Origin of the sequence: Actinomyces sp. S4-C9 (assembly GCF_000758775.1) — a bacterium.
GTDB classification, from domain to species: Bacteria; Actinomycetota; Actinomycetes; order Actinomycetales; family Actinomycetaceae; genus Gleimia; species Gleimia europaea.
Map to the genome: position 1 here is coordinate 65,894 of NZ_JRMU01000001.1, position 12,213 is coordinate 78,106.

Here is a 12,213-nt window from a genome sequence, read left to right on the forward strand (position 1 = left end):
CCTCCACTAACGCTGAGATGTAGGTAACATGGACCTATGAAGGTTTTACGGATGATTGCAAGGCCACTAATCGTGGCGCCGTTTATTATCGATGGGCTTTCAGCAGTGAAAGACCCAGATGCCCACGCACGTCAGTTCCAGAAGGTTTCACCTTACCTTGAACGCTTAGGGGTACCTCCGGTAATCACATCGGATGCAAAAATGGCCTCGCGCGCACTCGGTGCTGTCACGGTTCTAGCGGGCACCAGCTTTGCGCTTGGCAAGGCTCCGCGCACCTGCGCAGCCATCCTCGCAGCCACCGCTGTTCCGATTGCACTGGTGCAAAACCCCGTATGGACTGCGAAAGACCATGCCCAAAAAGAGCGCTACCGCCGTGGTTTAGAGCGTTACGGCACAGCCTTAGGCGGCCTAATTCTTGCAACAGTTGACCGTGAAGGTGAGCCCTCCAAGACCTGGCAGCTTGCTAACTGGCGCGAACATCAGCTGGCTCTAACGCAGGCGCGCAACGAAACGTGGGAAGCCGCTAAGGAAGCATTTGACGCCTAACCCTTGGCTCGCGCCACAGGCCACCAAGCCTGTTGATAGCGATGTCACGATTCCCGGTTCGAAGTCTTTGACGAACCGGGAACTCGTGCTGTCGGCGCTGGCGACTTCCTCCTCTACAATTTGCGGCGCACTTAGCGCCCGCGACACGCGCCTCATGGTTGAGGCGTTGCGCTCCTTGGGAGCGCAGGTCGAGACCGGAGCTGACAACTGGGCGATCTCTCCCATTCCAAGCGTTCCCGGTTCTACACCAATCAGCATTGACTGCGGCCTTGCAGGAACCGTCATGCGATTCGTCCCTGCCCTTGCCGCACGCTGTACGCGACCAGTGCGCCTCACGGCTGATAGCCAGGCAAATGCCCGCCCGATGGCTGGCCTGTTCAAGGCTCTGCGTTCCATCGGCGTGAGCGTTACACATGAGAGCGACGAAACCTTCCCCCTCACCGTGCAAGGCCCAGCGCGCGTGCGTGGCCCCATAAGTCTGGATTCATCCGCCTCGTCCCAATATCTATCCGCGCTGTTACTTGTTGCTCCGTTGCTAGAAAGCGATCGGGAGTTTATAGAGATTGAGCTAGAGGGCACACTTCCATCGCGACCACACGTGGAAATGACGCTTGCCGCGATGCGTCTACGTGGCGTAGACGCCGATTGGACGGGTGAGCGCACACTGCGGGTTAAACGCGGCGACATTAGCGGACGCGACGCGGTGATAGAGCCAGATCTTTCTAACGCCGGCCCGTTCCTCGCCGCCGCCGCAGTTACCGGCGGCCACGTTCGCATCCCCTACTGGCCGCTCCAAACCACGCAGGCAGGCAACGAGTGGCTACCTATTTTGCGCCAAATGGGTGCCGACGTAAACCTCGTGCCGCAAGGCACCGTGTACGGCACGCTGTGCCTTCGCGCCGGGGACCTTCAAGGATTTAATGGCGACATGTCCCAGGTTGGAGAACTCGTTCCTACACTTGCCGCAATCTGTGCGTTCACAAACACCCCCTCAAATATCACGGGTATAGAACATCTTCGCGGACACGAAACCGACCGCCTTAAAGCGATCGCCACCGAACTTGCCAAACTGGGTGTGCTCGTTGAAGAGGGAGCCGATTACCTCAGAATTGATGGCACAAACGGCTGGGTGGAAAACCTTCATGAACCGACTCTGCTACATTCCTACGCAGATCACCGGATGGCCACATTCGGTGCCATTATCGGTCTGCGCGCCCCGCAAATCTACGTTGATGACGTGGAAACCGTGGCGAAAACTATGCCAGATTTTGTAAACCTATGGACGAAAATGCTGGAGCTAAATGTCTAGACGAGACATTGGAACCGACGACCCGCGCGTAAAAGTACGCCCCGGAAAAGGCTCGCGCCCGCGCACCAAGCGGCGCCCCAGCTATGAGGATGCCCCCACGGGACGCGTGATTGCGGTTGATCGAGGCCGCTACCACGTTATTGCCGAGGACGGCACGCGTGTCACCGCTGTGAAAGCCCGCGAAATTGAGCGCGGCGGCATCGTTGTGGGAGATAGCGTAAAGCTGACCGGCGATCTAACAGGACGCAAGGACACTCTGGCGCGCATCGTGCAGGTAAACGAGCGCAAGAGCGAACTCACGCGCTCTGCGGAGGACGCGGAGGCAAAAGGCCGCGAGCGCACCATCGTTGCCAATGCCGACATCATGGTGATCGTGGTGGCGAAGACCAATCCGCCGGTTCGTCCCGGGTTTATCGACCGGTGCCTCGTTGCCGCCTACGACGCAGGCTTAACGCCGATAGTGTGCCTCACTAAGGCTGACCTGGGTGATCCGGATGATGTTGCCACGTTCACGGCCTCGTTGGGCATCGAGACCTACACTGTGTCGATGATGCCGGATCACCCTGCACATGCCGGCTACGAGGAGGTCATTGACCGGCTGACCGGGCATACCTCCGTGCTCATCGGCCACTCCGGGGTGGGTAAATCCACGCTCATTAATGCGATCATTCCAAGCGCGGACCGGGCCACGGGCCACGTCAATGAAGTGACGGGGCGCGGACGCCACACCTCCACCTCCGTCGTGGCTCTGCCGATGCCGGGCGGTGGCTGGGTTATTGACACTCCGGGCGTGCGTGGCCTTGGCCTCGCCCACGTCGAGCCGCACACCGTCGTTGCGGCATTTGAGGAACTGTGGGAAGTCACCGAGGAATGTCCGCGCGGTTGCGAACACCTCACTGACTCTCCAGACTGCGCCCTCGACGACTGGGTTCGAAATGGAGGTGAGGACAAGGATATTCGCGATATGCGCGTCCAATCGGTTCGCCGCCTCCTGGCCTCGTTGAAGGTGGCGCAAGAAAAACCCTGGGAGAACTAGCGCGCGTACATGTCGACGAAGTTCGAGATGATTTTGTGTGCGGGCGCAACGTCAACGTCAATGCACTGATCGATGATGCGCTGTTGGTCATCCGGCTGATAGTAGCCTGAAGCGGCATACCCGATGATGCGAAGCTTCAAGGCAAGCCAATCGAGTTCGGGATGGAACTGCGTGCCGTACATGTTCTGTTTTACCTTAAACAACTGGATTGGGCAGGCCTCGCCGCGCGCCAGAAGCGTTGCCGATTCGGGCAGTTGCTCGCACGCCTCCTTGTGGCCTACATAGGCCCGGAATGTGTTTGGAATTCCGCGCGTTATCGGGTCTTCACGCCCCTCTTGCGTGAGCTCAATGACGGGGGCAGAAATAGATTCACCATACTTTTCTGAGATCTTGCCACCCTGGTGACCAAGCAGGGTACCCACGCCATAACAGATGCCAAGAAACGGGAAATCCTTTGCAACCAATTGATCCATGAGGTCCTGAAGCTCTGCTTCTACACGAAGTTGCACATGCGATTTCTTCTCAATCGGGGAGAGCGAGTCGAAGGGAGATCCGCACAGGATCACGCCGGCCCACTCATCCAGGTTGAGCGGCGGGAGCGGGCTCTGTTCAAGCCGGTGCCAGACCAGCTGGTTTGAGTCCAGCCCCGAAAGTTTTCTCAGCATTTCGACCTCGGAAGTCAAAATTGCGGGCTCGGTTCGCGTTGTGATCATTAAGAACTTCGCGTTGGATTTCATTTGCTCAGCTTACGGGATTACCCGGCCATGCGCGCCCGCGCGGGGGTAGTTTGGACACATGGATAAGACTTTGCATGGCAGTGGACAAAATATGGCATCGGCCGCGGATTTAAAGCTGGCACACGCCCTCGCAGATCGCGCTGACGCGGTAACGCTGGACCGCTTTCAATCGGATGATTTGAAGGTAGCGACCAAAGCAGACCTGTCTCCCGTTACCGACGCCGATCGATCTACTGAGGCCGCGATTCGCGAGCTACTGGCCACCCATCGCCCGGACGACTCTATTTTTGGCGAAGAAATGGGAGTTACCGGAAGCTCTACGCGCCAGTGGGTGATTGACCCGATTGATGGCACTAAGAACTTCCTGCGCGGCGTGCCCGTGTGGGCCACCCTTATTGCTCTGGCCCAGGATGGCGAAGTAACAGTTGGAGTGGTATCTGCCCCAGCCCTTGGCAGACGCTGGTGGGCGGGCAAAGGCCTCGGCGCCTACGTAGGAGTACAACAGGCACTGCGTGAGTCTTCAAACTGTTGCGGCGCTAATGATTGCTGCGCTGATACGCCAGCTTCGGGCGCATTTGATTATGTGAGCGCCGGGCAGCGCATTCACGTATCTACCATCGACCGTTTTGAAGATGCCTCACTGTCATACTCTTCCTTGTCAGGATGGAAGGCACGCGGCAGGTTAGATCATTTCCTGGACCTTACTGATCGCATGTGGCGAACTCGCGCGTACGGCGATTTTTGGTCTTACATGATGGTGGCCGAGGGCGTATGCGATATTGCCGCCGAACCGGAGCTAGAAACCTACGATATGGCGGCCCTTGTGCCCATCGTGACCGAGGCCGGGGGCCGTTTCACCTCTTTGCTGGGCGAGGACGGACCGTGGGGCGGCACGGGGGTTGCGACTAATGGCTTGCTCCATGATGAAGTGCTCCAGATACTGGCGTGGGAAGAGGGACTGTAAAATTTTTGTCCGTACCGTTCGCTAACCTGTAGGCATGAAGTTAATTCACACCGCAGATTGGCACCTGGGCAAGACGCTACATAAGCAGTCGCTGGAAGGTTTCCAAGAGACATTTCTTGACCACATGGTCGATTTGGTGGACGCTGAGAGGCCCGATGCGCTCCTAATTGCCGGGGATGTTTACGATCGCGCGATTGCCCCGACCTCGTCAATGAATCTACTCGAGGACGCACTGCAGCGCCTCATTGAGCTCACTCAGGTCATCATGATTCCGGGTAACCACGATTCTGCGGCCAGATTAGGATTCGGATCGAGGCTGTACACGGAGCGATTAAAGATCGTTTCGCGTACGGCAGACGTAGGGAAGCCAATCGTGATCCGAAGCGGATCCGCGGTGGCAAACGTCTACCCTGTCCCCTACCTGGAGCCCGATATAGCCCGTGTTAGCCTCTCCGATGAGGTCGATGACTCTGGAGTACTCACCAGCCTTGCTCGCAGCCATCAGGCCGTTATGGAGGCCGCCCTGCGGCGAGTAGACGCAGACCTCGCAAAGCGCGAAGGCATGGGCATCGCGGTGATTCACGCATTCATTGCCGGATCCGAAACCAGTGATTCTGAGCGCGACATTTCAGTTGGAGGTTCGCAGTCGGTTGCCCCCTCAACCTTCAAGACTATGGGCGCAGACAAACCACTTTCGCGCGGGCTTTCCTACGTTGCTGCCGGTCACCTGCATCGGCCCCAGCAACGCGACACTGACGGGCCGATCATCCGCTACAGCGGGTCTCCCCTACCCTTTTCATTCTCCGAAGCACGCGACAAGAAGTGCACAACCATCCTCGAAATTGAGAACGGAGTTATTGACCTGCGGACCGTGCCTGTGCCCCAACCTTATTCCCTCCATCAGATCCGCGGGACCATTGCAGAGCTTACGTCCGATGTACCCGAATGGGCGAAAACCGGATTCGCCCACGTTGAGGTCACTGACCTCACAAGGCCTGAGCATCTTCACGAACGCATTAAAGCTACTTACCCCAATGCTCTGCTGATTCGGCATACTCCTCCGGCCTCGCAAATCGAAGGAGCGGTAGCTGTAATCGAGAAGAAAACGCCACAAGAGCTTGCCGAAGAGTTCTTCGAACTCGCGCTTGGACGCAAAGTACTGCCTGGAGAGAGCGAAATTATTGAGCAAACGTGGGAAACCGTGTTGCAGGAGGAAGAGTAATGCGACTACTAACACTCGAGTTTCAAGCGCTCGGCCCCTTCGCCGGACACCACCAGATCGACTTCACCCGGTTCGAGCCATCCGGCCTATACCTTCTGCGCGGACAAACCGGTTCGGGTAAATCAACTATTATCGACGCCATCACGTTCGCTCTCTACGGCGATGTTGCTGGAGGGCAAACCTCTACTCGTGACCGATTGCGCTCCAACTTTGCCAGCCGCGACACCGACACGTTTGCGCGGTTGCGCTTTGAAACTTCGCACGGCGCGTTTGAAGTCACCAGGCGTCCTTCCTACACCAAGGAAGGTAACAAAACCGCCACGCCAGCAAGTGCCGTCCTGGTAAAGCTCGACGCCAGCTACGACCCTGTTACCGATCCTTTCTGCGGAACAGGTGAAGAAGTAGCGACCCGGGCAAAAGCCGTCACCGATGAAATTACACGCGTAGTAGGCCTGGGACTAGACCAGTTCCTCCAAACTGTGGTTTTGCCGCAGGGCAAATTCGCCGACTTCATCCACTCCAGCCCAAAGGATCGCAAAGACGTCCTCGAAGACATTTTCGGCACGCAGCACTTTCGCCGTTTCACTGAATCCTTGGCTCTGCAGTCGAAAGCAGCGCGCGCCGAGTTTGACGAGCAACGCGCTTCCGTAGCATTTCAGGCCAGCCAAATCTGTGAAGAAGCCGGTGAGGCAGTCAGGCTGGCCAACTACAAAGAGGCAATCGGCCGCGCACTCACCATCTCTAGAGAGCTCGAGGCTAAAGCACGGCAGGCCGAAGACCAGCTATACCGCGCCATTGCCGACGTACGTGAAGTGGAAGCCACCGAAGCTGAGCGTGAGAGGGTTGAAACCACCACGCTCCGGTGGAAAGCCGCAGCCAAGCAACTCGCCGCGCTCGAAGAAACCGTCGATGAGCACAAGCAACGCGAAGCCAAGTTAAAGCACGCACGCGCAGCACTTGCACTTAACGCAGACCTGCTTGCCAAAGAACGTGCGGCCACAGCCCTCGAACAGGCGAAAACAGGCGCATTTTCCAGCATTGATGCAATTAACAAGGAGGACGCTGACCTGCGTAGCACCGCGCGTGGGGCCCTCGATGGCACCTCCTGGGAAGCGATTCGTAAGCGAGATGAGGAACTTACCAGCGAACTAACTCGGCTCGAAAAAACCGAGCAGAACATCGAGCAAATCGAACATTTATCCACGCAGGTTGAGCAGCTTCACGCGACCATTGTCGAGCTGAAACAGTCCGCATCGTGCCGCCAAGCCGAGATTGATCAGTTCCACCAGGCCGAGCAAAAGGTTGTAGCCGCCGTTGCTCAGATGGAGCAACAAGGACATAGCTACGCAACTCTCGTAGATCAAAGGAATGAGCTCTCACTGCGCCTAGATGCTTCCAAGAGTGCCGACAAAGAAAGAGCGCGCCTGATCGAAAGCTCTGCAGAAATTGGCCGCAAAGCAAAAGAACTCGAGCAGGCTCGTACCCAAGCGCAAGACCTAGCCGCAAAGTGGATAAACAACTCCGCCTTAGAGCTGGCTGCGAAGCTGATCGATGGAGAAGAATGCATAGTTTGCGGGTCTACCAACCATCCTCACCCGCACGAGGGCTCGCCAACCGACGTTCAGCGTGAAGAACTTGACGAAGCCCGGGCCCTCGTAGCGCAGATCGAAGCGTCTCTTACTGCAACCAGAGAAGATCACCAGCGCATCGTTGAAGCTATCAAAGAACTCAACAAGAAGGCAGGCGCGGACACCGCATCACTGCAGATAGCGTATGACGACATCGATACCCAGGTTGTAGCGGCCAAACAAGCAGGCGACACCGCCAGCCAACTGCGTAAAGACCTGGCCGAATCCCGCAGTCAAATTGAAAAGTACAAAACACAGATTGCCAGTGATCACGTCAAGATTGCGGCGAACACCAAAGACGTAGAGAATAAGACCGCTGAAATTGAGCGTCTCTCGCAACTGATAGAACAGGCGCGTGGCTCCTTCACGTCCGTAGCCGAACGACGCGAAAGCATCGCCACCAGGCAAGACCACATTCGGCACATAATCAAAGTAATCACCGCATTTGAAGATGCCCACAACCGGTACACCGAAGTTGCGGCCGTGCTGGCCAAAGCCCTGGCAAATAGTGCCTTCGCCTCGGCTAATGAAGTCCAAGAAGCGCTACTGCCCCAGGCTGAAATCAATGCGCTAGAAGAGCAAATCTCCAACTACAACCTGACCAAACGCCAAGCGGGCGCCACTATCGAAGAAACCGAGCGATCCGGGCTTGTGCGCACCGAATATCCCAAACCTCTTACTAACGCGCTATCTCGGCTTCGTCGTATCCACGAAGAAGCTACGAGCACACACGCCCTCGCAAAGAATGCCCTCGCTCAACACGAGGAGCAAGTGGGCAAGCTCAGAGCAGGGATAGAGAACCTGCAGACGTTAGAAAAGGAGTTGGGACCAATCCGACGCCTCGCTGAGCTTGCGCAGGGAGCAAGACTCGAAGATGGCACCCCAATCCCCTTCGACACTTGGGTAATAATGCGTCAATTCGAACGCGTACTTGAAGCCGCCAACCCTTACCTAGAACGGTTCTCTACCGGTCGGTACCAACTGCGCAGAGTCAGCTTGGACGCTTCTAGGAAGAGCCAGCAAGCCGGACTTGGACTTGCAATCATCGATTTGAACACAGACACCGAACGTTCCCCTGCATCACTATCTGGAGGCGAAACCTTTTACTCTTCGCTCGCACTCGCGCTCGGCCTCGTGGAAGTAATTTCATCTGAAGCGGGCGGCCTGGATCTAAAATCAATGCTCATCGATGAGGGGTTTGGCTCACTGGACCACGACGCGCTAGATAAGGTCATGATTGGTCTTCAGCGCCTGCGCGATTCCGGGCGAACCGTAGGCGTAGTATCACACGTAGCCGAAATGCAACAACGCATCAGTGACGGCATCGAAATCAAACATGCAAAATCGAAAGGATCAACACTTGTAATCCACGCCGCCGACTAGCGCCACCACACTTGAAAGCCATTACTATTCGCGGGCGTTCAACGCCTGGCAGAGCTGTGCGCGCTCACTGACGTCAAACCACTCCAAGAAAGCGTCCATAAGCTCTTCCACCGCTTCATCAGCTTCCTCTTGCGTAGTAGCCGCACATGCGCGACGAACCAGTGGCTCAGACTCAAGACCGTCCACCAAGATAGCCTGCGCATTCTCCCACACCGGCTCCCCCTCAAGGGCTACCACAATGCGTCTTTGCGTGGGTTCCTCTAGATCACGCACAAGCTCCAGCGAAATCAAAGAAGCTGCCACGGCAGCTTCGTACTCGAACCACTCCCGCTCTTCCGCACAGGTCGCTCCAGAAGATGGAGTAACCAACTCGCGGACAGGAAGATCCCCACAAAGCTCCGAAGCAACCAAAGGCAAGAAACAGCGCATAAAACGAGTCTAAAACAGGCCCAAACTATTTGCGACCAAACAACTTGAACCCAGACCGCTTCGATTTACGCCTACTCCGCCTGCGCGCCGGGGTAGACTCGCCCTGGCCAGTACCAATCAGATCAATAATCTGCGCGATCCCAGCGCCAAACTTCGACTCACCAGATGCCATAACCGTGGCGGCAGAAAGCACTGCCTCATCCACATCCGTGCTGTCCTCAATCACCACGCGAGGGGTCACCGGAGCGATCGAGGCAAGCACAGTATCAATCGGGCGACTCACGGATCCACCCGTACCCGCAGATCGTGCTCGATTTACTACCAACACGTCCGGACGCACTCCGGCTTCTTCAGCCTCGTACAAAGTATGCGTAAGCCGGGTCAATCCAATTGCATCACCACGAGCCACAATCAGAACTACATCTGCATCCTCTAAAACCGTGCGGTTAATGTCTTGTGGCGTTGGCACAAAAGTTAGCTGCGACGGATCATCATCAGCAAGACCGTCAGCCAGATCTACAACCACGTCACCCAGCTTGCGCAGTTCGCTCAGCACGTCCGCAACAACCTCAGCGCGAAGCATCCTCCATTTATCCGCGCGCGTGAGGCCAGAAAGCAAGTGGAGATGCTCATCAACCAGCAGGCGCGCATCGTCCAAAGCCAGACGGGTCAGTTCACCCTGGTTGCGCAGATTCGAAGCCTCCAACAGGCCCGACTGCGGGGCGTCAAACCCCAGCATGAACGCCAGCGAAGGGGCATGAGCATCAGCATCAACGAGCGTTACCTCGCGTCCCGCAAGCGCCAATGCGTGAGCCAGATTTAATGCCACCGTAGAGCGCCCCGGCGCACCCGATGTGCCCCACACCGCGATCAAACGTCCTCGATAATCAACAACGTCGGTAGTCACCGCGGGAGCAGAGAACACTTGGCTCTCTTGCCCCATCATCCAGTTTTGGATCCCCATCGTCAGAGTGTCGACCACAAACTCAGCACTGGATGCATCACAACGCGCGTCCTCCCCGATGGAGGCTGCCGTAATCGGATCATCAACCACCAGCAGAACAAAAACGCCGGCCTCGTGAAACTCATCTACAACAGAGCGATCCAAGCCGGGAGCTCCGCCGCGTGCGACCACAACCGAACCGATTCCCGCACGCACGCACGCTCGCGCTTCCGCCAAATCCGCGCACCTGCGTTGAACTGAAAACTTCGACGACTGCGCGTTGAGTTCCCGGATCACTTCCGTCTCAAAGGGCTCGTCAAGCCAAACAATTACACCCTTGATCGCCATCGCTACCCCGCGGGAACCACAATCAGGGAGCTCTTGGACCCCGTTGCCGCCAACACGGTATCCAAATCCGACTCGGGCACAGAAATCTCAACGCTTTGGGCGCGATTAACCAGCGTGGTGTCCGGCTCCGAAATCGAAAGAATAATAGCCGAGGACGCAATCATTCTCGGTTCCGTTTGGCTACTGAGCGGCGTATCCGGCGAATCTACGGCCCACACCTCGACCGTAGAGCCTGTGGAGACGGATGAAGGAATACGTGTAGCCACGTTTATTACAACCTGTCTGCGATCGAGCGAAGCCGCGCTTGCTACCGCGTCACGAGGAAGCAACTCGCCTGCACTGAGGGTACGCGTTGCCACGGCTCCCTCGGGCAGCGCTCCGGCCTCCAAATACGCCGTTGACCCCGTACGGGCGGACACGATTGAAAGAGCAGAGGCTTGAATGGGCTGGCCCTGCGCAACCGGAGCGTTCAACTGGTAAACGCTCTCCCCTCCGCGAGCCTTTTGCACCAGCCAGGTAGTAGCGAGGATTGACGCCACAACCAGGGCAAGTCCAAGAAGAAACCTGGGATCAGTAAACACGTGTGAGCGACGCGCTCTGGGTAAAGCTTTAGACACGTGACAATGATGCAGGAATTTTTGCCGCTTGTGGAAGATATCCACAGTTTGGTCTCGGTAATGACGACTAGCGCCCCGAATCACGCCACTTCTGATTGTTAATTCGCGAAGCTTTTACACAACAGCGCGCGCAGACTATCCAGAACTGCAACGAAGTGAGACAATACGAGCATGAGCCAAAGATTCTTAACCATTGCAGACGTTGCCGAAACCCTTAACCTGTCTCAGTCCGCAACCCGCGCACTCCTATCCTCGGGCGAACTGCCGGCCATACAGGTAGGCGGAAAACGAACTTGGCGAATCGAGGCCTCCGAGCTTGAACGCTACATCGAACGCCAGTACGCCGCCACCCGCGAGCGCATCGAATCGGGCAAGATATAGGCTTCCCACAAATCTGCAGCAACCACCAATCTGCTTAGAATCCCGGCAGGAGGCGAATGCTAAACAGGTGAGATAGCGACACCGAGGACACCCCGCCCTCATGCCCGACATCAACGTGATCCTTATAGACGGAAACTATAAAACCGGTTAGAGAAGCTGCTCCCACCTGCACTGCCACGCGGCGACGCTGCCGCATAATTTGGCGCAATATAGCGGATAACCCCAAGCGCTTGTCTATAAGACTGGGCTCTGGCGCCACTCTTGCAAGGCCTTCAACAACCGCCATCGACGCGGCAGAGACCAGCTCCTGCACTCCCCTATCCTCAAGCAACACCCACGCCGGGTTTGAGCGCACCATTCTTCCCTTCACACTGACGCCAAAGGGAGAGAACACGTTAACTTCGAGGCCTTCTGCGGCCCGCAACCGATCTGACATCCCTGCCGAAACCAGTTCGGCCTCGGCAAGCTCCGCTACCTCTTCACGGCTTTGCAGGGCCTCTTCGCCTGCGAACTCTTGCGCAAGAGCGGCAATAATCGTTTCGAAATCCATCTCCTGATTGAAACACATACAGGATTCAGCATCGGGTTTTCCACCAATTTTCGAAACGCTATTGACTTACTAACCCCGACGTGCAAACATCAATCATCACGAACTGACACGAACTAGCAC

The 12,213-nt window shown here is 56.7% G+C and carries 12 protein-coding genes; 7 read left to right on the forward strand and 5 right to left on the reverse strand.

What is annotated here, in order from left to right; all coding sequences use genetic code 11:
• Positions 1-36 precede the first annotated feature (36 nt).
• The 3 genes from HMPREF1628_RS00315 to rsgA are packed head-to-tail and all read left to right on the forward strand — an operon-like array spanning position 37 to position 2,891.
• Complete coding sequence (locus tag HMPREF1628_RS00315) at positions 37-546, forward strand: DoxX family membrane protein (RefSeq protein ID WP_034506356.1); 510 nt, start codon at positions 37-39, stop codon at positions 544-546.
• Positions 536-1,855, forward strand: coding sequence for a 3-phosphoshikimate 1-carboxyvinyltransferase (aroA, locus tag HMPREF1628_RS00320; protein WP_034506358.1), 1,320 nt, complete (start codon positions 536-538; stop codon positions 1,853-1,855). Before HMPREF1628_RS00315 ends, aroA begins: the two co-directional genes overlap by 11 nt.
• The gene (gene rsgA, locus HMPREF1628_RS00325) at positions 1,848-2,891 is read left to right on the forward strand and encodes a ribosome small subunit-dependent GTPase A (protein ID WP_034506361.1); all 1,044 of its coding nucleotides are present in this window, start codon (positions 1,848-1,850) and stop codon (positions 2,889-2,891) included. Before aroA ends, rsgA begins: the two co-directional genes overlap by 8 nt.
• On the opposite strand, the gene HMPREF1628_RS00330 is transcribed toward rsgA, so the two are convergent.
• The gene (locus tag HMPREF1628_RS00330) at positions 2,888-3,628 is read right to left on the reverse strand and encodes a glutamine amidotransferase (RefSeq protein ID WP_034506364.1); all 741 of its coding nucleotides are present in this window, start codon (positions 3,626-3,628) and stop codon (positions 2,888-2,890) included. The genes rsgA and HMPREF1628_RS00330 overlap by 4 nt on opposite strands.
• Positions 3,629-3,686: 58 nt before the next feature.
• On the opposite strand from HMPREF1628_RS00330, the gene HMPREF1628_RS00335 reads away from it, so the two are divergent.
• Genes HMPREF1628_RS00335 through HMPREF1628_RS00345 form a run of 3 tightly spaced genes read left to right on the forward strand, consistent with a single transcriptional unit; the run spans position 3,687 to position 8,825 of the window.
• Positions 3,687-4,592 (forward strand): inositol monophosphatase family protein, encoded by a 906-nt coding sequence (locus HMPREF1628_RS00335; protein ID WP_232219337.1) that lies wholly within the window; start codon positions 3,687-3,689, stop codon positions 4,590-4,592.
• A gap of 34 nt (positions 4,593-4,626) precedes the next feature.
• Positions 4,627-5,814 (forward strand): exonuclease SbcCD subunit D, encoded by a 1,188-nt coding sequence (locus HMPREF1628_RS00340; protein ID WP_034506369.1) that lies wholly within the window; start codon positions 4,627-4,629, stop codon positions 5,812-5,814.
• Positions 5,814-8,825: an AAA family ATPase gene (locus HMPREF1628_RS00345; RefSeq protein ID WP_034506372.1), complete on the forward strand. Its 3,012-nt coding sequence runs from the start codon at positions 5,814-5,816 to the stop codon at positions 8,823-8,825. The genes HMPREF1628_RS00340 and HMPREF1628_RS00345 overlap by 1 nt, the downstream gene beginning before the upstream one ends.
• 24 nt (positions 8,826-8,849) lie before the next feature.
• On the opposite strand, the gene HMPREF1628_RS00350 is transcribed toward HMPREF1628_RS00345, so the two are convergent.
• From HMPREF1628_RS00350 to HMPREF1628_RS00360, 3 genes are read right to left on the reverse strand one after another with little or no spacing between them, the layout of a single operon-like run.
• Positions 8,850-9,254, reverse strand: coding sequence for a hypothetical protein (locus HMPREF1628_RS00350; RefSeq protein WP_034506374.1), 405 nt, complete (start codon positions 9,252-9,254; stop codon positions 8,850-8,852).
• A 25-nt stretch (positions 9,255-9,279) separates the two neighbouring features.
• A complete protein-coding gene (locus HMPREF1628_RS00355; protein WP_034506378.1) occupies positions 9,280-10,545 on the reverse strand; it encodes an AAA family ATPase in 1,266 nt (421 codons plus the stop codon).
• A gap of 2 nt (positions 10,546-10,547) precedes the next feature.
• Positions 10,548-11,162, reverse strand: coding sequence for a hypothetical protein (locus HMPREF1628_RS00360; RefSeq protein WP_156956789.1), 615 nt, complete (start codon positions 11,160-11,162; stop codon positions 10,548-10,550).
• A gap of 171 nt (positions 11,163-11,333) precedes the next feature.
• Between HMPREF1628_RS00360 and HMPREF1628_RS00365 the strand changes: the two genes are divergently transcribed.
• Complete coding sequence (locus tag HMPREF1628_RS00365) at positions 11,334-11,543, forward strand: helix-turn-helix domain-containing protein (protein WP_016443912.1); 210 nt, start codon at positions 11,334-11,336, stop codon at positions 11,541-11,543.
• A gap of 34 nt (positions 11,544-11,577) precedes the next feature.
• Here the strand turns inward: HMPREF1628_RS00365 and HMPREF1628_RS00370 are convergent, their stop codons facing one another.
• Positions 11,578-12,111, reverse strand: coding sequence for a hypothetical protein (locus tag HMPREF1628_RS00370; protein WP_034506384.1), 534 nt, complete (start codon positions 12,109-12,111; stop codon positions 11,578-11,580).
• Between the last annotated feature and the right edge of the window lie 102 nt (positions 12,112-12,213).

Coding starts and splice junctions, on each gene's coding strand:
- HMPREF1628_RS00335 (WP_232219337.1), top strand. CDS start 3,687: ATGGATAAGACTTTGCATGGCAGTGGACAAAATATGGCATCGGCCGCG.
- HMPREF1628_RS00345 (WP_034506372.1), top strand. CDS start 5,814: ATGCGACTACTAACACTCGAGTTTCAAGCGCTCGGCCCCTTCGCCGGA.
- HMPREF1628_RS00330 (WP_034506364.1), bottom strand. CDS start 3,628: ATGAAATCCAACGCGAAGTTCTTAATGATCACAACGCGAACCGAGCCC.
- HMPREF1628_RS00355 (WP_034506378.1), bottom strand. CDS start 10,545: ATGGCGATCAAGGGTGTAATTGTTTGGCTTGACGAGCCCTTTGAGACG.
- rsgA (WP_034506361.1), top strand. CDS start 1,848: ATGTCTAGACGAGACATTGGAACCGACGACCCGCGCGTAAAAGTACGC.
- HMPREF1628_RS00340 (WP_034506369.1), top strand. CDS start 4,627: ATGAAGTTAATTCACACCGCAGATTGGCACCTGGGCAAGACGCTACAT.
- HMPREF1628_RS00365 (WP_016443912.1), top strand. CDS start 11,334: ATGAGCCAAAGATTCTTAACCATTGCAGACGTTGCCGAAACCCTTAAC.
- HMPREF1628_RS00370 (WP_034506384.1), bottom strand. CDS start 12,111: ATGTGTTTCAATCAGGAGATGGATTTCGAAACGATTATTGCCGCTCTT.
- HMPREF1628_RS00350 (WP_034506374.1), bottom strand. CDS start 9,254: ATGCGCTGTTTCTTGCCTTTGGTTGCTTCGGAGCTTTGTGGGGATCTT.
- HMPREF1628_RS00315 (WP_034506356.1), top strand. CDS start 37: ATGAAGGTTTTACGGATGATTGCAAGGCCACTAATCGTGGCGCCGTTT.